Raw genomic sequence first — 20,119 nt, 5'->3', positions numbered from 1 at the left:
CCGCTTCCTACTGCACCTGCTGACCGCCATAACGGCGAATGCCGGTTGCCTGTGTAGCATCGCGGATCTCACCCACTAACTGCTCAATGACGTCCTCCAAGAACAACACGCCCTGGGTCTCCCCGCCCGAACCCACTACACGGGCCAAGTGCGAACCCGTTCGCTGCATGACGGACAATGCCTGCTCGATCTCGTCGTCCGGAGCCAGGTTGGCCAATGACCGTATCCTGCCCTCGGCAATCGGGTGTTTCCTGCCCTCGTCCGGAATGGACAGGATGTCCTTCACGTGGAGGTACCCGGCGAGTTCGCCGTCGTCGTCAACCATCGGGAACCGTGAGAAACCGGTGCGGCTGACCGCCTTCTCCAAATCCACGGGAGTGGATGCTGTCTTCAGGACCACCAGCTTGTCCAAGGGAACCATGATGTGCGAAGCAGTGTGTTCGGAAAATTCCAGAGCACCGCTCAAAAGACCCGCTTCATCGTCCACCAACCCATGGCGCGTGGACTCCTGGACGATCGACTGGACTTCCTCAAGCGTAAAGGAAGAGGACACTTCATCCTTGGGTTCAATTTTCATCAGCCGCAGGATGTGGTTGGCGAGCCAGTTCAATGACCAGATCACCGGGTTCACCACCCGGGCTATGAACATCAGCGGCGGCGCCAACAAGAGAGCCGCCTTGTCTGCAACGGAAACCGAGATGTTCTTGGGCACCATTTCGCCAAAGGTAACGTGCAGGAACGTGACGAACAGCAAAGCGATGGCAAACGCGATGATGTCTGCCAATTCAACCGGAACACCAACCAGCTCAAGGGGCTCCGCCAACAGATGGTGGATGGCCGGCTCCGCAACCTGAAGGATCAGGAGCGAGCAGACGGTAATGCCAAGTTGCGCACAGGCGAGCATCAGCGAGACGTTTTCCATTGCACGCAGTGTTGTTTGCGCGCGCTTGGACCCGGCTTGTGCCAACGGCTCAATCTGGCTTCGACGCGCGGACATGACCGCGAATTCAGCGCCAACAAAGAAGGCGTTGCCAATCAGAAGCACCACAAGCCAGACGATTCCTACCCAGTCATTCATAGGGCACCTGCTTCACGGCGCGGATTTTCGGCATCCGCAGCATCCGACATGTCCGTCTCCACGTGATGGAAACAGATCCTGTCGATCCTTCGGCCGTCCATCCTGGTCACAGTCAGCGTCCCGCCGACGGTTTCGACGACGTCGCCAGTCCTTGCGATGCGCCCCAGTTGGCTCATGACGTACCCGCCCACGGTCTCGTAGGCCGATTCGTCGGGGACAGTGAGGTTGGGTATCTGCTCGGATACCTCGTCCGGCCTCAGCAAGCCCGGAAAGTACCAATCGCCGGATGCACTCTGCAGCACTCCCGGCCGGACTTTGTCGTGTTCGTCAGCAACTTCCCCGACGATTTCTTCCACAAGGTCCTCCAGCGTGGTGATTCCTGCGGTTCCGCCGTATTCATCGAGTACAACCGCCAGTTGGAGGTTGCCTTCCCGCAACTCGGACAGGAGCGCATCCAAGTGGATCGTCTCCGGGACCTGCAGGACATCCGTCATGATGGCACCGGCCTCGAGCTTGGCCCGGCGCTCAGCGGGGACGGCTACCGCCTTCTTGACGTGGACCACGCCGCGGATGTCATCGGTGGAATCACCAATGACAGGGAATCGGGAGTATCCGGTCCGTCGCGCAGCATCCAGGACATCGGATACAGGCTGGTCGGCGTCGATCGTTTCCATGCGGATGCGTGGCGTCATGACGTCCGCCGCAGTGCGACCGGAAAAGTTCAAGGTGCGGGCAACAAAGTTGGCCGTGCCGGCATCCAATGTCCCCAACTCGGCGGAGCGCCGTACCAAGGAAGCGAGTTCTGCAGGTGTCCTTGCCCCTGAGATCTCTTCCTTGGCTTCAAGACCGAACAGGTTCAACACCTTGTTCGAGAATCCATTCAGCACCACGATTGCGGGCTTGAAGACAGCTGTGAACATCAATTGGGGGCGCGCCAGGCGCTTACCTAACGGAAAAGCGAGAGCAATGGCCATGTTCTTGGGGACCAGTTCGCCAATCAGCATGGACAACAGGGTTGCGATCACCATGGCAAGGATCAACGCCACGGAATGGGTGACCTCGGCAGGGATGCCCACCGCACCCAATGGTCCCAGGAGAAGCTGCCCCAGCGACGGTTCCATCACGAAACCTGTCAGCAAGGTGGTGAGCGTAATGCCCAACTGGCAGCTGGAAAGCTGGGTGGAGAGGGACTTGAGGCACTTCAACAGCGGGGCGGCGGCGTGGTCGCCATTATCCACCGCGCGCTGAACGCTGGCTTGGTCCAAAGCAACAAGGGAAAACTCAACTGCTACGAAAAAGCCGGTGCCAAGAATCAGAGCAAAACCGGCTAGGAGGAGAATCCATTCCACTTAGCGCATCACTCCAAGAGTGGGCGCGTGCAGTGGAGATAATGCCTGCTGCGCCGGGATTCGCCCGGGCGGAGGCTGGTCGGGTCCCGCAGACGGACGGTCCGCAGAACCACCGGCAGTGAGCGCCGGCGAGTGATGGGCATGTGAACGGGTGTTGCCGGCTCGACGGGCACGCTGTGCGGGGTTGCCTGAGCGGCTCCCCCGACAGTTCCCAGGCCGGCACCTAGATTTACTGTCCATAAGACTTTCAGTCTACAGTCAGCCGGGCAGTGATGCCCTGCCGGCGTCACGTACCCTTCAAAGAAGAGGCACATGTCCATTAAGTCAGCCACAACATGATTTAGGTCACCACTATTGGCAGTTAACCAACGATGCTAACTAGACTGACATGGGTCTGAGTTCGCGGGACCCGGACCCTGGCCCGTCATTGTGGAGAGCATCTGTGGCCAGCGGGAAAACAACACTCATGGAAGAGGCGTATTTCAAGTGCCAGAGCAGCCCAGCCACCGTCTACCAGAGGAATTTGGCGGAAACGAGTGGCTCGTTGACGAACTGTACGAGCGGTACCAACAGGACAAGAATTCGGTCGACGCCAAGTGGTGGCCGCTCTTCGAGTCCTTTGCTTCCGGTGACGGCACTTCTTCCAACGGATCCTCCGCAGCCGCTTCGGCTGTCAATCCCCCTACCCAAGCACTTCCCGTGGTAGCTCCGCCCGCAGCGGCACCGGCACCGACGCCGGCCGCTCCCGCAGCTGCCCCCGAGCCTGCACCGGCGGCACCCGCCCCGGCGAAGAAGGCACCCGCCACGGTTGCCCGGGACGGAGCAAAGAAGCCCGTCGCCGGTGCCACGGCCCAGCCGATTCCGGCACAGCTTCCCAAGAGCACCAAAGCTCCCACGGCACCCGAGGAAGACGTCGTTTCCGTCCTCCGCGGCCCGGCCAAGGCCATCGCCACCAACATGGTGACCAGCCTGGAAGTACCCACCGCCACGAGCGTCCGGGCAGTTCCTGCCAAACTGCTCATTGACAACCGGGTTGTCATCAACTCCAACCTTGCCCGCGCCCGCGGTGGCAAGGTGTCCTTCACGCACCTCATCGGTTACGCCGTTGTCCGCGCGCTCTCCCAGTTCCCCTCGATGAACGTCTACTACGACGAAATCGACGGCAAGCCGAGCGCCGTCCAGCCGGCTCACGTCAACTTCGGCATCGCCATTGACATGCCCAAGCCCGATGGCACCCGCCTCCTGATGGTTCCGAACATCAAGAAGGCCGAGACCATGGACTTCGCGGAGTTCTGGCACACCTACGAGGACCTCATCAAGCGCGCCCGCAACGGCAAGCTCACTGCTGACGACCACGCGGGCACCACGGTGTCCCTCACCAACCCCGGTGGGATCGGCACCGTCCACTCGGTGCCGCGCCTTTCCAAGGGCCAGGCTGCCATCATCGGCGTCGGCGCGCTTGATTACCCGGCCGAGTTCCAGGGTGCCAGCGAGAAGATCATCGCCCAGAACGCCATCAGCAAGATTCTCACCCTGACCTCCACCTATGACCACCGTGTTATTCAGGGCGCAGGCAGCGGAGAGTTCCTGAAGCTCGTCCACCAGCTCCTCCTTGGCGCGCAAAACTTCTATGATGAGATCTTCGAAGCCCTGCGCATCCCGTACGAGCCCGTGCGTTGGAGCCCGGACCTCCAGGTTGATCCTGCAGACGAGATCAACAAGGTTGCCCGTATCCAGCAGCTGATCCACTCCTACCGCGTGCGCGGCCACCTGATGGCTGACACCGATCCCCTGGAGTATGTCCAGCGCAAGCACCCGGACCTTGACGTCCTGACCTACGGGCTGACCCTCTGGGATCTGGACCGCGAGTGGCCTACCGGCGGGTTTGGTGGCAAACCACAACTCAAGTTCCGCGACATCCTTGGCGTCCTCCGCGACGCGTACTGCCGCACCACGGGCATCGAATACATGCACATCCAGGAGCCGGCGGAACGCAAATGGTTCCAGGATCAGCTGGAGCACCCGTACTCCAAGCCGAGCCGCGAAGAGCAGCTGCGCATCGTTTCCAAGCTCAACGCCGCAGAGGCTTTCGAGACCTTCCTGCAGACCAAGTTCGTTGGCCAGAAGCGCTTCTCCCTCGAGGGCGGCGAGTCGCTGATTCCGCTGCTCGACGCCGTCATCTCTGACGCGGCCGACGACGGACTGGACGAAGTTGCCATCGGCATGGCCCACCGTGGCCGCCTCAACGTGCTGACCAACATCGCAGGAAAGACCTACGCACAGGTCTTCCGCGAATTCGAAGGCACCCAGGACCCCCGCTCGGTCCAGGGCTCCGGTGACGTCAAGTACCACCTCGGCACTGAGGGTACTTTCACCTCGGACAACGGCAAGCAGACCAAGGTCTACCTCGCCGCCAACCCGTCCCACTTGGAAGCTGTTGACTCCGTCCTCGAAGGCATTGTCCGCGCTAAGCAAGACCGCCTGGACCAGGGTGAGTCCTTCCCTGTCCTGCCCATCATGGTCCACGGCGACGCAGCCTTCGCGGGCCAGGGTGTTGTGGCTGAAACCCTCAACCTCTCGCAACTGCGCGGCTACCGCACCGGCGGTACCATTCACGTGATCGTCAACAACCAGGTTGGCTTCACCACCGCACCGTCGTCATCGCGTTCGTCAACGTACTCCACCGACGTTGCCAAGATGATCCAGGCACCGGTGTTCCACGTGAACGGCGACGACCCCGAAGCCGTGGTGCGCGTTGCGCAGCTCGCCTACGAGTTCCGTCAGCGGTTCCACAAGGACGTCGTCATCGACATGGTGTGCTACCGCCGTCGCGGCCACAACGAGGGCGACGACCCCTCGATGACCCAGCCGCTCATGTACAACCTGATCGAAGCCAAGCGCTCCGTTCGCAAGTTGTACACCGAGTCGCTCATCGGCCGCGGAGACATTACCGAGGAAGAAGCTGAGCAGCTGCTCCGCGACTACCAGGAGCGCCTTGAGCGCGTCTTCGCTGAAACGCATGCCGCACAGACTTCCCCGATCCCGATCATCACGGCGGACTCCGCTGCTGTCTCGGACATCGAGCGTCCCATTGCGCAGCAGTCTGACTTCGGGACGAACTCCCCCACGTCCACAGCGATTTCCGCCGAAACCCTTGCCCGCATCGGCAAGGCGCACCTGGAAATTCCGGATGGCTTCACCGTTCACTCCAAGCTCAAGCAGCTCCTGGAGAAGCGTGAGCAGATGTCCCGTGAGGGCGGCATCGACTGGGGCTTTGGCGAGATCGCAGCCTTTGGCTCACTGATCATGGAAGGCGTACCCGTACGCCTGGCCGGCCAGGACTCCCGCCGCGGCACGTTCGTCCAGCGTCACGCAGTGTTCCACGACCGCGCCAACGGCAACGAGTGGCTGCCTTTGGGCAACCTCTCCGACGACCAGGCCAAGCTGTGGATCTACGACTCCCTGTTGTCCGAATACGCTGCCATGGGCTTCGAATACGGCTACTCTGTGGAGCGTCCGGATGCTCTGGTCCTCTGGGAAGCCCAGTTCGGTGACTTCGTCAATGGCGCCCAGACCATCATTGACGAGTTCATTTCCTCGGCGGAACAGAAGTGGGGCCAGCGCTCCTCGCTGGTGCTCATGCTCCCGCACGGTTACGAAGGCCAGGGACCGGACCACTCGTCGGCACGCATTGAGCGCTTCCTGCAGATGTGCGCCGAGGACAACATGATCGTGGCCAACCCCACCACTGCTGCCTCACACTTCCACCTGTTGCGCCGCCAGGCCTACAGCCGCCCACGGAAGCCGTTGATCATCTTCACCCCCAAGCAGCTGCTTCGCCTCAAGGGCGCGGCTTCGGCTGTTGAGGACTTCACCACCGGAGGCTTCAGGCCGGTTATCGGTGATCCGGACGTGCAGCCGGCCAACGTGGACCGCGTCATTCTGGTCTCCGGGCGTTTGTACTACGACCTCCTGTCCAACCGTCAAAAGTCCGGCGATACCTCGACGGCGATCATCCGCGTGGAGCAGCTGTACCCGCTGCCCAAGGCAGAGATCGATGCCGAGCTCGCCAAGTACCCGAACGCTGACATCGTGTGGGCACAGGATGAGCCCGCCAACCAGGGTCCTTGGCCGTTCATGGGCCTTAACCTGGCACCGGAGCTTGACCGCAAGCTCCGCCTCGTGTCGCGTCCGGCTTCGGCATCCACCGCTGCCGGATCCATGAAGCGCCACGCCGCTGAACAGGACACCCTGATAAAGCAGGCGTTCGAACGCAAGTAAGCGAAACTGCCCGGCCTGAGGAGCGATGTGCGCGCCTTAGGCCGGGCAGTTCTGTTTAATGGGACAGGACCCGGTTCCCAAACCGGCCGATGATCGGCCAAACCGTGCAAGGACCGTAACGAGTGTGAAGAGGTAGCCGTGGAAGACAGGAAGCTGCGCATCGCAGCTGTAGGAGATGAACTGCTCGCGGGCCTGGGGGATCCCCGCGCCTTGGGCTGGCTCGGTAGAGTCCTGGCCCGCACACCCCAGGATTCCGTCGTGGTGGAAAGTTTCCCGCTCCCCTGCCCCATGGAAGGCACCGAGGGCCTCGCCGCACGCTGGCAGGATGAAGCCGGAAGGCGCTTCAGTGATCAGCATGAGAATCGACTGGTGATCGGCCTTTCGGGTCGCGACCTTGAGTTTGGACTGTCCACGGCACGCAGCCGGCTGAACCTTGCGAACATCCTTGACGGGGCTTCGCACAGCAGCGTGGAGGTCTTTGTGGTGGGCCCGCCGCCTACCTTGGACCCCGCACGCAACAAACGTCTGGCCGAGCTGAACACGGCGTTTGCCGACGTCACCACCAGGCGGAACCACCATTACGTTGACACGTTCTCTCCCTTGCTCAATCATGAGCAGTGGAGGACGGACCTCGCAGCCAATGGGGGAACTCCGGGCCAGGCCGGCTACGGATTGATTGCGTGGCTTGTCCTGCACCGCGGCTGGTTCCAGTGGCTTAATATCGCCCAACCGGAGTAGCCATGACGCGGATCGTGTAGGTTTCTGTCAGAGCACCATTCACCGCGGCCGTTGTTGCCGCAGTGGTCGCTACAGTTTCCTGCAGTTCCGGTCCGCCCTCACGGCTTCGTACGGCACTGGTGTCCGCGACGCCCAGCGCGAAGTATCCATCGAGGACCATATCCGGGTGGGCTCCGTCACCAAGACCTGGACCACAACTGCCATTTTGCAGATGGTCCAGGAGGGCAGGCTTTCCTTGGATGATCCGGTGTCCCGGCACCGCCCCGACGTTCCCAACGGCGACAACATCACCATCGACCAACTGCTGACCATGCGGAGCGGGCTGTACAACTACACGGAAACCCTTGACCTCAATTCGGCCATGGACACAGACCCGCAAAGGGTCTGGCAACCGGACGAACTACTTGCCCTGGCGTACAGGCACCCACCGTACTTTGCGCCCGGCCAGGGTTTTCATTACTCCAATACCAGTACGGTCTGCTAGGCCTCATCGCCGAAAAAGTCGACGGGAAACCCTTGGGGCAACTGTTCAGGGACCGCATCTTCGAGCCGCTGGGCATGACAGGAACAGTCTTCCCGGACATTTCGTCCAACAGCATTCCCGCACCCCACCCCCAGGGCTACTTCTTCGGGGACAACGTCCTGACCATGACTAATCCCGCGCTGCCGGAGGCCATGCAGCAGGAAGCCATCGCCGGCACGCTCGCGCCCAACGACGTCACGCTCATCGGAAAGATGTACCGGTCCTAGGCCCACCCTGCCGTTGATTAGCACACGCAGAACCATTGCCTCCACAGCAGATGCGATATATCGTGTTTACATAAACGCGATATATCGCAACGTGGAGGAATGATGTCTGACGAACTATGGACCGTGACGGACCCCCAAACCATTGACGTGGAGAATGTGCGCTCACTCAAACTCGGCATTGTCAAAGGCCGCTTTGACGTCGTGACGCACCAGGAACCTTTTGTCCGCATCGAAGTCAGTGAGATCACGGGCGACCCGCTGACGGTCACTCTTGTTGACGGAAGGTTGGAAGTACGCCACCAACTGCAGGGACCGCAGGGCTGGTTCCGCAACTTGATGAGCACCGTCAATAACACCAGCAGCAACTCGGTGATCGTCGGCATTGCGCTGCCATCCGGCGTCGACGTTGAGGCGGGTACCGTGAGCGGTGACGGAATGGTCTCGGGCATCAGTGGACGCACCCGGCTCAATACGGTGTCCGGTTCTGTCCTGGCGGACGGCACCAGCGGCGAACTGCACGTCAATACAGTCAGTGGCGAGGTCATCGCCAGAAACCACGACGGCGTCCTGACCGCCAAGAGCGTCTCAGGCGAAGTCACCGCTTCGGGCAAGTTCAAGAACGTCCGTGCGAGCACCGTGAGCGGCGACCTCAGCTTTGACCTGCAGGACTACACCAACGACCTCGGGGCCAACTCCGTTTCCGGAGACCTGACCATCCGGCTGCCGCACGACGTCGGCCTGGACATCGTGGCGAAGTCGGCCAGCGGAACCGTGGTGATCGATGACCAAATGTACGCCCAAGCAGGCAGCACTGTTCACACTATTGTCGGTCCCGACGAAAGGCTGATGCTGGTGCGGACCAACACCGTTTCCGGCAAGACCTACATCATGCACGGATCGGCTCCCACACCGGAAAGCGGCCACCCCATCCCCGGGGAAGCAGGCCTCTGATGCCTCCGGTTTTCGCTCACGGCGCCCTGCGGCTGTACCTGCTCGCCTTGCTGGAGGCCGGTCCCAAGCACGGCTACGAGCTCATCAAGGCGTTGGGCGAACGGTTTGGGGGCACCTACTCCCCTAGCGCCGGTACTATTTACCCGCGCTTGGGCAAGCTGGAGGAGGAAGGCCTGGTTGCCACGGAGACCGAAGGCCGCCGCACCAAGTACCTCATTACGGACGCCGGCCGCGCTGAGCTCGATAGTCGCCGGGATGAGCTGGCCAATGTCGAAGACACCATCTCCGCGTCCGTCAGGCGACTTGCCGACAACCTGCGGGAGGACATCCGCACCAACATGCGCGGCCTGCGGGCAGATCTTGCGGCCACTGCTGAAGCTGCACGAACCAGCGCTTCTTCGGCCCATTTGCGGAGCAGGACGATGGGGCATACTCCCGAAAGTCAACGCATGCTCAAGGAAGCGGAATTATTGGTTCAGTCCTTCAGGGATGACATCCGCGTCGAGTTACGCCAATACGGCGCCTCGCAGTCCCTGACTCCCCTGACGCTCGAAACTGTGCGCACCGTATTGGACCAGGCCCGCATATCGATCAGGAACACGCTGCACCATTGACGACGCCGGCGGCCACCAAGCAGCTCAAATTCTGCCGGTTCGCGGCGCAGCACCCGGATGTGCGAAACTGGAGGGCAGCTTTATTGAGTATCAATCCTTGAAGGAGGCCAGCTATGAGCAAGCGTGCACGTAAGCGTCGTGACCGTAAGCGCGGCGGCGCGAACCACGGCAAGCGTCCCAACACCTAAGCCACCGGCTTAGCGTCACAGGCTTAAAAGCGAAGGCCCCGGAAACCATGCGGTTTCCGGGGCCTTCGACGTTAAGGTCAATCCTGTAAAAGAATGAGGCTCTTCAGCATCCGGCCGGGATCAGGCGTCCACTGGCTTGATGGCGTGGATGCGGTCCAGTATGGAGTTTTTCAGGTTCTCCGGGGCGGATTCAGTGCATGACCGCTTAACCATGGTGCGGATGAGGCACTCAAGGTCATACTGCTCGGCGCACTCCTCGCAGGTATCCAAGTGCTGCTTGATCTCAGTGAGATCCTCGCGGGTCAATGCGCCGTCGAGGTACTCGTAGATCCGTTGCATTCGCGTATCGTCGCAATCGCCCAATCCCTGGCAGTCGCTCATTTCTCTTTCTCCTGATTGTTGCTTCCGGCCGCGGCCTGATCTTCGGTTTGGGCCCTGAAGCCCCGTTCGGCGGCGTAGTCCGCCAACATATCCCGCAGCATCTTCCTGCCGCGGTGCAACCGTGACATGACCGTGCCGATCGGGGTATTCATAATCTCTGAAATTTGTTTGTATGCGTAGCCCTCAACGTCCGCGAAGTAGACCGCAAGGCGGAATTCCTCAGGAATCGACTGCAAAGCGTTCTTCACGTCGGAGTCAGGGAGGTGATCCAGTGCTTCGGTCTCTGCCGACCGTAAGCCTGCCGAAGTGTGCGACTCCGCCTTGGCCAACTGCCAATCCTCGATCGTGTCCGAGTTGGACTGCAGCGGCTCACGCTGGCGCTTCCGATAAAGGTTGATGTAAGTGTTGGTGAGGATCCGGTACAGCCAGGCTTTGAGATTAGTTCCCGGCTTGTACTGATGGAACGCCGAAAACGCCTTGGTGTAGGCCTCTTGGACCAGATCTTCGGCATCGGAGGGGTTGCGCGCCATACGCATGGCTGCCGAATACAACTGGTCCACGTACTGCATGGCGTCACGCTCAAAGCGTGCCCGCCGCTGTTCCGGGGTTTCCGAAGCAGGATCGACGTCGTTTGCCGCCGTCGCGTCATCATCCGCGCCGGCTGCCTGGTACTTGGCCGCTGCGGCCGGTTCAGTGGTGCTCATCGTTGCCAAGTCTACTGTCAGCTGCCGCGATTCCGGCTGCATTCCATATCCAGGCTCCGGCAGCACCACCCGGTCCTTAACCAAAGTCAAAAAACCCACTCCGTTCAACAGGCGGCACACACCATGCCTCAGTCCGGTCTCCGCCGCACCTGTGGTTCACAACGGTGGCTGCCGGGTAAATATTCCGCAAAAGTGCAAGACTAGATCAGACTGCACCCCTTGAACACAACATTCACCGAACTAATGTGGCAAGCCATCAGGAGGCAAGACATGTCTGTTATCCGTTTTCTCGCACGTCCCATGCTCGCGTCCAGCTTCGTCGTCGCAGGGCTGGACAAGCTCAGGAACGCGGACGACACTGCGAAGCAACTCTCTCCCGTCCTTCGTCGCGCCTCCGAATCGCTGCCCTTCAAAGCTGACGAAAAGACACTCGCGCGCGTCCTCGGCGGTGCACAGTTGGGCGCCGGCGCTTTGCTCGGGCTCGGGAAACTATCACGCTTTGCCGCCACGGTTCTCGCTATCACTTCGGCGCTGAACACCTATGTCGAGTGGCGTTCGGCCGACATCAGCACCAAGGAAGGCCGGAGCGCCCGCAAGGCGCAGTTGCTGAAGAACATTTCCCTCACGGGCGGCGTGCTTCTTGCCGCAGTTGATACCGACGGCCGTCCGAGCATTGCATGGCGGGCAGAACACTTGGCGGCCGATGCCAAAAAAGTGACAGGCAAGCAAATCAAGCGCGCAGACAAAGCAGTTCGCAAGGCCGTAGACAACGCAGTTGGAGCATAAGGAAGCATGACCGGCACCACCTCCGCTAACACCGAATCAGCAAAAGCCGCCACCACGCTGCCCTTGTGGCCGGCGCCTCACGCCAAGGGGCCAGTGGACGCAACGGTGACGGTCCCAGGTTCAAAGTCGCTAACAAATCGGTTCCTGGTGTTGGCGGCTTTGGCGGATGGTCCCTCACGGTTGAGGGCTCCCCTTCACTCGCGCGACTCCGCACTGATGATCCAAGCTCTCCAGCATCTGGGTGCCACCGTCAAGGAGGTACCCGGCGACGGCCACTTCGGTCCGGACCTGGAAATTACTCCGTTGGATCCGGCTGCACCCGGAGCTGAGACGGCAATCGACTGCGGGCTCGCAGGAACCGTTATGCGGTTCGTTCCCCCGTTGGCTGCGCTGCGTCACGGCGTCACAGTCTTCGACGGCGACCCCCACGCCCGCAAGCGGCCCATGGGGACCATCATCGAAGCCCTGATCGCCCTCGGAGTCCCGGTGGCAGCAGATGGCGGCAGGACGCCGTCGTCCCTTCCCTTCGCTGTGGACGGTACCGGCGAAGTTCGGGGCGGCCACCTGGTGATTGATGCCAGCGCTTCCTCGCAGTTCGTTTCCGCGTTGTTGCTGGTGGGTGCCCGGTTCGTTGAGGGCCTGCATCTGGAACACGTGGGCAAACCCGTTCCCAGCTTGGACCACATCACCATGACGGTGGAGGTCCTCCGCAGCGTGGGTGTCACGGTGGACGACTCCGTACCCAACCACTGGCGTGTCTCGCCCGGCCCCATCCGGGCCTTTGACCAACGGATTGAACAGGACCTCTCCAACGCCGGACCCTTCCTCGCCGCGGCGCTGGCCACACGTGGCACCGTCCGCATTCCCAATTGGCCTGCCGGCACCACGCAGGTAGGCGATCAATGGCGGAGCATCCTGGCTGCCATGGGTGCAGAAGTAACGTTTGACGACGGAACGCTGACAGTGACCGGCGCGGCCGAGATCAAAGGTGCCGACTTCGACGAAACCAGCGAACTGGCGCCCACGGTCGCCGCATTGTGCGCCCTGGCCAACGGGCCCTCACGGTTGACCGGCATCGCCCACCTCCGGGGACACGAAACCGACCGGCTTGCCGCGCTGGTTGCCGAGATCAATGGCCTCGGAGGCGATGCTGAGGAAACCGCCGATGGCTTGGTGATCCGCCCGGCTGCCCTTCATGGAGGCGTCGTCCACAGCTACGCCGACCACCGCATGGCTACTGCCGGCGCGATCCTCGGGCTCGCTGTCGAAGGCGTACAAGTCGAAGACATCGCCACGACGTCAAAAACCATGCCGGAATTCCCACAGATGTGGGCGGCCATGTTGCAGCAAACAGATGACAGCGACGATCTTGATGAGGCCAGTAACTGACCATGGGCCGTGACGCACGTTCCTGGGACGAATCCGACGTCCGGATCCGTCCCAGCAAAAAAGGATCCAGGCCGCGCACCAAGGACCGCCCCAGCCACGATGACGCCGTGATAGGCAGGATCATCACTGTGGACCGCGGGCGCTACCGGGCAATTGTTGGCGAAGATTCCGCCAACGAGCGGATCGTGATTGCAGCCCGCGCCCGTGAGCTGCGGCGAAATCCCGTTGTCCCAGGGGACTTCGTCGCGCTGGTAGGTGACGTCTCCGGGTCCCCCGACACTTTGGCGCGGCTTGTCCGGGTGGAAGAGCGGAAGACACTTCTTCGCCGCAGCGCTGACGATACCGACCCCATAGAACGGGTAGTTGTAGCCAACGCCGATCAGCTTGTTGTGGTTGTTGCGGCGGCCAACCCGGAACCACGCACCGGGTTTATTGATCGTGCCCTGGTTGCGGCATACGACGCCGGCATCGAGCCGTTGCTGCTGATCACCAAGGCGGACGTCAAGGATCCGGCGGAGCTCCTTGCCAATTACCTGAGCTTGGACTTTCCCGTGATCATCAGCCGTACCGCTGACTCCGAGGCCGGCGGCATTGATGCCCGCTCGGATGATGGACTCTCAGCCCGGCTGGACAAGGACGCCGTATCCCAGCTCCGCTCACATCTAGGTGGCAAAGTCACCGTCATGCTGGGCCACTCGGGTGTCGGCAAATCCACCATGGTTAACGCACTGACAGGGGCGGAGCGCGCCACGGGCGGCGTCAATGCGGTGACGGGCCGTGGCCGGCACACCTCATCCTCGGCCTTGGCGCTGAAGCTGGACGACGCCCCGTCCGGCAGCTGGATTATCGATACGCCCGGCATCCGTTCCTTCGGCCTGGCTCATGTGGACCCGGACCGGATCCTCCATTCGTTCCCGGACCTTGAGCCCGGCACGGAAACCTGCGACCGCGGCTGCAAGCACAGTGCAACCGCCACCAATTGCGGGCTGGATGCATGGGTGAACGATGGCCACGCAGGACCATCAGGAGTAGCACGGTTGGCCTCCCTGCGCCGCCTGTTGGGTGCAGACCCAAGACTCGAGGCGAAAGAGACCAAGGAACTGGGCACCGTCAACTGATCGTTACCGGCTTCACGTCCCCAATGAGGCGAACGATTCAGGATAGTTTGGTGGCATGACCCATCCCGTTTCCACGTACAACGATGACCTGCGCCTGGCCCACGTCCTCGCTGATTCAGTCGACGCCCAGACCATGGATCGCTTCAAGGCACTGGACCTCAAGATCGAAACCAAGCCCGACCTCACGCCGGTCACTGATGCTGACAAGGCCGCTGAGGAAGCTATCCGCGGCCAGCTGTCCCGCTCGCGCCCACGTGATGCGGTCCTGGGCGAGGAGTTCGGCAGCAGCGGCCACGGCTCGCGCCGTTGGATCATCGACCCCATCGACGGAACCAAGAACTTCGTCCGGGGTGTTCCGGTGTGGGCAACGTTGATTGCCCTCGTGGACGACGGCGAACCTGTGGTGGGCGTTGTGAGCGCCCCGGCATTGGGGAAACGCTGGTGGGCCGCCAAGGACATGGGCGCCTACATGGGCCGGTCCCTCGCCTCGGCCACGCGCCTCAAAGTTTCCAACGTCTCCAGTTTGGCGGACGCCTCCATGTCCTACTCCAGCCTCTCGGGCTGGAAGGAACGCGGCAATCTTGACGAATTCCTGGACCTCACCGAAGATGTTTGGCGCACGCGCGCCTATGGTGACTTCTGGTCGTACTGTCTCGTGGCCGAGGGCGCAGTGGACATCGCCTGCGAGCCTGAGCTGAACCTTTATGACATGGCAGCACTCGTCCCCATCGTCACTGAGGCCGGTGGCCGTTTCACCTCCCTGGAAGGCGAAGACGGTCCCTTCGGCGGCAATGCGCTGGCCACCAACTCGATCCTTCACTCAGAAGTCCTCAAGCGGCTCAACCCCGGCTTGGACGATCTTTTCTAGTCCTCCTGCAAACCAGCAGGAACGGAATATTCGACGGCGGCAGCCCCCTTTTGGGGGTCTCCGCCGTTTTTTATTCGACAAAACGCGCATTTTGACTCCGACGTAATAAAGGGCTTAACAATCGGCAGCGGCTTTGGAAGGGCCCCCGGACGTGCTTTAGCCTTTTTACAGGTCACGAGTGCCAGCGCTAAACCCCGGTTTGCTGGCCGGCAACCCTCCATTCGCGGTGGGGTGCCCCGGGTGACGACCCGGCCGGTCCGGAACGGATGCGGCAAGCGCGGATTCCCTGTGGGGGGTCCCTCTTGAGTGAGGTCCTATGAGCACTGTCACGTTCGACTCAAACATCATTCCGTCCTTCGCCGCAGAAACCACAGCAGAGACAGCCGCCGCTGCACGGCCGCTGGCAGCTGTTACCGGCGCCGAGTTGCAAGCGCCCCTGATTCAGGGCGGACACGTTCGCTACGCAAACCTCGACTACGGGGCATCGGCTCCGGCGTTGACCATCGTCTCGGCGTACCTCAACGAAGTCCTTCCCTACTATGCGAGTGTCCACCGCGGCGCGGGCTACGCCTCCCAGATCAGCACCTCGGTGTACGAAAATTCACGGAACATCGTCCGCGAATTCGTTGGCGGGCGGGCAGATGATTCTGTCATCTTCACCCGGAACACCACGGACTCCTTGAACCTGCTGGCCGGCTGCCTTCCGCTGATTGACGGCAAGCCCGCAGGTGAGGTCCTGTACCTGGATATCGAACACCACGCCAACCTGCTTCCGTGGCAGGGTGTCCCGCACCGCAGCGTCGTAGCGGCACCAACCTTGGCCGAGACCCTGGACAAACTCCGCGGGGAGCTGGCTCAAGGCGGTGTCAGCCTGCTTGCGGTGACCGGAGCCTCCAACGTCACCGGTGAGATCCTACCCATCGCAGAGCTTGCTTCCCTGGCCCACCAGTACGGTGCACGGATTGTGGTGGATGCCGCCCAACTCGCACCGCACCGTCGGATCAACATCACCGAGGCAGACGTGGACTACGTGGTCTTCTCCGGACACAAGCTCTACGCCCCCTTCGGTGCCGGCGTTGTGGTGGGCCGTCCCGACTGGCTCGACGCCGGCACTCCGCACCTGGCCGGTGGCGGCGCGGTCCGTGAAGCCCGATTGGACTCCGTTAGCTGGGCGGCAGGCCCTGCGCGACACGAGGGCGGCTCGCCGAATGTTCTGGGTGCCGCAACCCTCGCCCGTGCCACCCAGGTGCTGGCCGGGTTGGACCAGGACGAGTGGCACGCCCATGAAACCGCCATCCGCTCCTACTTGGTGGAAGGCCTGGAAGCCATCGACGGCGTGACCGTGCACAAGATCTTCACAGACTCCTTGGACACCATCGGTGTGGTCAATTTCTCCGTCGAAGGATTCGACGCCGGATTGGTGGCCGCCTACCTGGCAGCAGAGCACGGCGTGGGCCTGCGGGACGGCCGCTTCTGCGCCCACCCGCTCCTCAAGCGCCTGGGGCTCCCGTCTGGCTCTCTGCGTGCCAGCTTCGGCGTCGGCTCCCGGTTGGAGGACGCTTCCAGGCTGCTCGCAGGCATCCAAGGGCTCAAGCGCGACGGATTGGGTTGGGACTACGTGGTGGACGAGGGCCGATGGGTTCCCGCCAATGACCACCGCACCTACCCCGAATGGGCGCCCAACACTCCGGGCACTGCGGGAGCAGCTCCCTGCACAGTCGACTAGAAAACACACAGTCGACTAGAAACACTGTGGACCAGGCACACTGTGGACCAGGCGTAACGGCCGCTGAGGTAAATTCGTAGGGTACCCACTGGCCATCCTGTGAAGGAGTTCTGCGTGTCCCTGCGTCCCCCGGGCGCCGCAAACGGTGCGGCCGGCATTCCCGGACCCGCTGGACCGCGAGGTCCCAAGCTCCACGCTGCCCGTCGGCGCGAACTCGGCCAGAGCTTCCAGGACGGCGGAGAACACTATGACCGTGTGCGTCCTGGCTACCCACGGGACTCCCTGGATTGGCTCGTTCCTCCCGGGGCAAGGTCGGCGGCCGACCTCGGCGCAGGCACAGGAAAATTCACGGCACTCCTTATCCAGCGCGGACTGGCGGTCACCGCCGTCGATCCTTCCACGGACATGCTGGAGCAACTGCGAAAAAGCTACCCCCTCGTCAACGCGCTGGAGGGAACGGCAGAGGCAACTGGACTGACGGACTCAGCATTCGACGTCGTCAGCGTTGCCCAAGCCTGGCACTGGTGTGAGCCCATGGCAGCGAGCACCGAGATCTCCCGGATCCTGCGTCCCGACGGAGTCCTGGGGCTGATCTGGAATCAGTTGGACACGTCCATTCCCTGGGTACACCGCCTTTCCCGCATCATGCATGCAGGCGATGTCCACAAGCCCGGCTTCCGGCCAGTCATTGGCCCGGAGTTTGGTGGTTTGGAAAGCCACCTGACCCAGTGGGAGGATGCCCTGACTCCTGAGGACATCATGGAACTCACCAAATCCCGCAGCTACTATCTCCGAGCCAACGACGCCACCCGGGCTAAGGTCATGCACAACCTGGAGTGGTACCTCCATGACCACCTCGGTCATGCCCCAGGTGAAACCATCGGGTTGCCCTACATGACGCAAACCTGGCGGGCGTTCAAGATTCAGGGTCCGGCGCCACGGTAGGCTTGGGGTGTGAAGACCAGTACGCCCTCCTCCTCGATTGAGGACTACGTCAAGGTCATCTACTCCTACACGGAGTGGCAGGACAAGCCGATTACGTCATCCCAGCTCGCCCTGCGCCTCGGGGTGGCAAATTCCTCAGTGTCGGAGATGGTGCGCAAACTCAAGGACCAGGGTTTGGTTGATCACCAGCCCTATAGCGCTATCAGGCTGACCCCTGAAGGCATGCGGCTCGCCCTCTCCATGGTGCGCCGGCACCGGCTCATTGAGACGTACCTTGTTGAGGAACTCGGATACAGCTGGGACGAAGTCCACGACGAAGCCGAGATGTTGGAACATGCGGTGTCCGATACCTTCATCGAACGCATGTCCGCCAAGCTTGGCCATCCTGTCCGGGACCCGCACGGGGACCCGATACCTTCGGCCGATGGATCGGTTGAGCTGCCGCACGCCTACCGAATGATCGAGTTGGATCAGGGCCACTCGGGTCGCATCACACGAATCAGCGACGAAAATCCGGACCTCCTGCGCTACCTTGCCTCGGAGGAGATCTCCCTGGACGCACCGGTGGAAGTGGTGGGGCGTAAACCCTTTGGCGGAGCTTTGGTAGTGCGCATCGGCAGCGGCTCCCGTGGCCGGGAATTCGATCTCGCGGATGAAATCACGTCAGCTCTGTGGGTCCAGAGCTCCGAGACGCACGAAGGCTGCGTTCTTCCCGCCCGCTGAGTCCGTTCGCGCCTGAGCCCGTTCGCGTCTGAGCCCGTGCGCGCCCGAGGTCAGTTGACCTGCCCGCCCGGCCCGCCGTCGTCGGACGCTGTACCAGGTTCGCTGACAGCGGCAGTTGCGGCGTCCTGGACAGGGTTCCGGATTCCGACGGCGGAAACCACCGCCCCGAACAGGAACAGGCCCGCCGTCACCAGCAAAGCGTTATACAGGCCTTCCCGGGTAAAGGCCGGCCCCACAATGACCCCGGCGAAAGCGATGGAGATCAGACCCGCAATACGCGCCACGGCGTTGTTCACCGCCGACCCAATCCCAGCCTCCTCAGACGGGACGGCGCCAAGGATTGCAGCCGTCAGCGGCGCCACCAAGGTAGCCAGCCCGAGACCAAAGACCACCTGGCCCGGCAGCACCTGCGTCCAGTAGTTGAGGGGGTCCTGAATAGTCAACGACATCAGGAAACCCCCACCACACAGAATCGGTCCGATCGTCATGAACCATCGTGGGCCGTACTTACCGGCAAGCCCACCAAAGTAGGACGCACCCAGCATCAGGATGACCGTCCCTGGCAGCAGCGCCAAGCCCGCCACAGTGGCTCCCATCCCACCCACCTGCTGCAGGTAAATGCCCAGCACAAAGAAACCCAGGGAGATCGCGGCGTAAATGGCCAAGGTAGCGAGGTTACCCCAGGCAAAGTTGCCGATAGTGAAGAGCCTCAGAGGCAACATGGGCTGAGCAGTCCGGGCCTCGTGGAGGAGGAACAAAACCATTGCCGCAATGCCCACCATAAGCGGGATCCACACTTGCGGGCTCCCCCACCCCATCCTCCCCTGTTCGATGAACGCATACACCGGCCCACCCAAGCCGACCATGGCCAGGAATGCTCCCAAGTAGTCGATGCTCTTGCTCTTGTCCCTTGCGGCGTCGGATGCGCGCAAACCCGCAAGCAAAGGCCAGATGGCAACGGCCGGGATGACATTGATGAAGAAGATGACCCGCCAGGACAAAAGGTCCACGGCCATTCCGCCGATCAGCGGACCCACAATGGCCGCGGCACTGGTCCACCCGGACCACTGCCCAATGGCCTTCGACTGCGCCGGGCCGGAGAACGACGAGATGATCATGGCAAGCGAACTCGGAACCAGGAGTGCGCCGGCGATCCCCTGCAACGCACGGGACACCACCAGCACTTCACCGGTCCATGCCAGACCACACATCACAGAGGTGACCGCGAAACCAGCAAGGCCCCATTCGAGAATCCTTGCCCTGCCGAAATGGTCGGACAGTGAGCCGGCAACCAGGATCAACGCCCCCAGGGTGAGCAGGTAAGCGTCCACCACCCATTGCTGGATGACCAGCCCACCACCCAGTTCACGCCCGATGGCCGGGAGTGCGAGATTCACCACAAATCCATCAAGGATGGCGATGAACGAAGCCACAATTGCCACCACAAGTACGCGCTTTTGGAGCGGAGTTCTCGGCAGGAGGGCCGCTGCGTCAGTCATGTGCACAGCCTACGCCGGGGAAGTCCCGTAT

Annotated in this window: 19 protein-coding genes and 1 riboswitch; of the genes, 13 read left to right on the top strand and 6 right to left on the bottom strand. The window is 61.9% G+C overall.

What is annotated here, in order from left to right; translation table 11 throughout:
* Positions 1–7: 7 nt before the first annotated feature.
* Together HAV21_RS02320 and HAV21_RS02315 are read right to left on the bottom strand one after the other, a co-directional pair.
* The gene (locus tag HAV21_RS02320) at positions 8–1,078 is read right to left on the bottom strand and encodes a hemolysin family protein (RefSeq protein ID WP_166840169.1); all 1,071 of its coding nucleotides are present in this window, start codon (positions 1,076–1,078) and stop codon (positions 8–10) included.
* The gene (locus tag HAV21_RS02315; protein WP_142938601.1) at positions 1,075–2,427 is read right to left on the bottom strand and encodes a hemolysin family protein; all 1,353 of its coding nucleotides are present in this window, start codon (positions 2,425–2,427) and stop codon (positions 1,075–1,077) included. Before HAV21_RS02315 ends, HAV21_RS02320 begins: the two co-directional genes overlap by 4 nt.
* A gap of 486 nt (positions 2,428–2,913) precedes the next feature.
* Here HAV21_RS02315 and HAV21_RS02310 point away from each other — a divergent pair, with 486 nt between their 5' ends.
* Positions 2,914–6,708, top strand: coding sequence for a multifunctional oxoglutarate decarboxylase/oxoglutarate dehydrogenase thiamine pyrophosphate-binding subunit/dihydrolipoyllysine-residue succinyltransferase subunit (locus tag HAV21_RS02310; RefSeq protein ID WP_166840167.1), 3,795 nt, complete (start codon positions 2,914–2,916; stop codon positions 6,706–6,708).
* A gap of 138 nt (positions 6,709–6,846) precedes the next feature.
* Positions 6,847–7,446 carry a GDSL-type esterase/lipase family protein gene (locus HAV21_RS02305; protein WP_141282482.1) on the top strand — a complete coding sequence of 200 codons (600 nt, stop codon included), beginning with the start codon at positions 6,847–6,849 and terminating at the stop codon, positions 7,444–7,446.
* On the opposite strand, the gene HAV21_RS22135 is transcribed toward HAV21_RS02305, so the two are convergent.
* Positions 7,424–7,606 (bottom strand): hypothetical protein, encoded by a 183-nt coding sequence (locus HAV21_RS22135; RefSeq protein WP_238703398.1) that lies wholly within the window; start codon positions 7,604–7,606, stop codon positions 7,424–7,426. The two genes, HAV21_RS02305 and HAV21_RS22135, sit on opposite strands and share 23 nt — an antisense overlap.
* On the opposite strand from HAV21_RS22135, the gene HAV21_RS22130 reads away from it, so the two are divergent.
* The 4 genes from HAV21_RS22130 to HAV21_RS02290 all read left to right on the top strand — a co-directional run bounded on the left by HAV21_RS22130 (position 7,526) and on the right by HAV21_RS02290 (position 9,761).
* Positions 7,526–7,930 carry a serine hydrolase domain-containing protein gene (locus tag HAV21_RS22130; RefSeq protein ID WP_243753118.1) on the top strand — a complete coding sequence of 135 codons (405 nt, stop codon included), beginning with the start codon at positions 7,526–7,528 and terminating at the stop codon, positions 7,928–7,930. The two genes, HAV21_RS22135 and HAV21_RS22130, sit on opposite strands and share 81 nt — an antisense overlap.
* Positions 7,931–7,962: 32 nt before the next feature.
* Positions 7,963–8,196 (top strand): beta-lactamase family protein, encoded by a 234-nt coding sequence (locus HAV21_RS22125; RefSeq protein ID WP_238703390.1) that lies wholly within the window; start codon positions 7,963–7,965, stop codon positions 8,194–8,196.
* Positions 8,197–8,298: 102 nt separating this feature from the next.
* Positions 8,299–9,147 (top strand): DUF4097 family beta strand repeat-containing protein, encoded by an 849-nt coding sequence (locus HAV21_RS02295; protein ID WP_142938664.1) that lies wholly within the window; start codon positions 8,299–8,301, stop codon positions 9,145–9,147.
* Positions 9,147–9,761, top strand: coding sequence for a PadR family transcriptional regulator (locus HAV21_RS02290; protein WP_166840165.1), 615 nt, complete (start codon positions 9,147–9,149; stop codon positions 9,759–9,761). The genes HAV21_RS02295 and HAV21_RS02290 overlap by 1 nt, the downstream gene beginning before the upstream one ends.
* A 308-nt stretch (positions 9,762–10,069) precedes the next feature.
* Here HAV21_RS02290 and rsrA read toward each other — a convergent pair whose 3' ends face one another.
* The gene (gene rsrA / locus HAV21_RS02285; RefSeq protein ID WP_142938598.1) at positions 10,070–10,330 is read right to left on the bottom strand and encodes a mycothiol system anti-sigma-R factor; all 261 of its coding nucleotides are present in this window, start codon (positions 10,328–10,330) and stop codon (positions 10,070–10,072) included.
* Positions 10,327–11,124 (bottom strand): sigma-70 family RNA polymerase sigma factor, encoded by a 798-nt coding sequence (locus HAV21_RS02280; protein ID WP_142938597.1) that lies wholly within the window; start codon positions 11,122–11,124, stop codon positions 10,327–10,329. The genes rsrA and HAV21_RS02280 overlap by 4 nt, the downstream gene beginning before the upstream one ends.
* Before the next feature lie 180 nt (positions 11,125–11,304).
* On the opposite strand from HAV21_RS02280, the gene HAV21_RS02275 reads away from it, so the two are divergent.
* From HAV21_RS02275 to HAV21_RS02245, 7 genes are all read left to right on the top strand, one after another.
* On the top strand, positions 11,305–11,820 hold the full coding sequence (locus HAV21_RS02275) for a DoxX family membrane protein (RefSeq protein ID WP_166840163.1): 516 nt from the start codon (positions 11,305–11,307) through the stop codon (positions 11,818–11,820).
* Positions 11,821–11,826: 6 nt separating this feature from the next.
* A complete protein-coding gene (aroA, locus tag HAV21_RS02270; protein WP_142938595.1) occupies positions 11,827–13,209 on the top strand; it encodes a 3-phosphoshikimate 1-carboxyvinyltransferase in 1,383 nt (460 codons plus the stop codon).
* A 2-nt stretch (positions 13,210–13,211) separates the two neighbouring features.
* Positions 13,212–14,327 carry a ribosome small subunit-dependent GTPase A gene (locus tag HAV21_RS02265; RefSeq protein WP_142938594.1) on the top strand — a complete coding sequence of 372 codons (1,116 nt, stop codon included), beginning with the start codon at positions 13,212–13,214 and terminating at the stop codon, positions 14,325–14,327.
* A gap of 55 nt (positions 14,328–14,382) precedes the next feature.
* Positions 14,383–15,195: a histidinol-phosphatase gene (gene hisN / locus HAV21_RS02260; protein ID WP_166840161.1), complete on the top strand. Its 813-nt coding sequence runs from the start codon at positions 14,383–14,385 to the stop codon at positions 15,193–15,195.
* A 170-nt stretch (positions 15,196–15,365) separates the two neighbouring features.
* A riboswitch (SAM riboswitch) is annotated at positions 15,366–15,479 on the top strand.
* Positions 15,480–15,511: 32 nt separating this feature from the next.
* Positions 15,512–16,921, top strand: coding sequence for an aminotransferase class V-fold PLP-dependent enzyme (locus HAV21_RS02255; protein WP_166840159.1), 1,410 nt, complete (start codon positions 15,512–15,514; stop codon positions 16,919–16,921).
* 120 nt (positions 16,922–17,041) lie between these two features.
* Complete coding sequence (locus HAV21_RS02250) at positions 17,042–17,866, top strand: class I SAM-dependent methyltransferase (RefSeq protein WP_208096062.1); 825 nt, start codon at positions 17,042–17,044, stop codon at positions 17,864–17,866.
* 9 nt (positions 17,867–17,875) lie between these two features.
* Positions 17,876–18,589: a metal-dependent transcriptional regulator gene (locus HAV21_RS02245; protein ID WP_142938590.1), complete on the top strand. Its 714-nt coding sequence runs from the start codon at positions 17,876–17,878 to the stop codon at positions 18,587–18,589.
* Between the two features lie 50 nt (positions 18,590–18,639).
* On the opposite strand, the gene HAV21_RS02240 is transcribed toward HAV21_RS02245, so the two are convergent.
* Entirely contained in the window at positions 18,640–20,088 is a 1,449-nt protein-coding gene (locus HAV21_RS02240; protein WP_208095778.1) for an MFS transporter, read from the bottom strand.
* Positions 20,089–20,119 lie beyond the last annotated feature (31 nt).

The sequence above is a fragment of the Paenarthrobacter sp. MSM-2-10-13 genome, assembly GCF_011605365.1.
Taxonomy (GTDB): Bacteria; Actinomycetota; Actinomycetes; order Actinomycetales; family Micrococcaceae; genus Arthrobacter.
The sequence above is the reverse complement of the archived record's forward strand: the minus strand, read 5'-3'. Positions and strand labels throughout refer to the sequence as shown.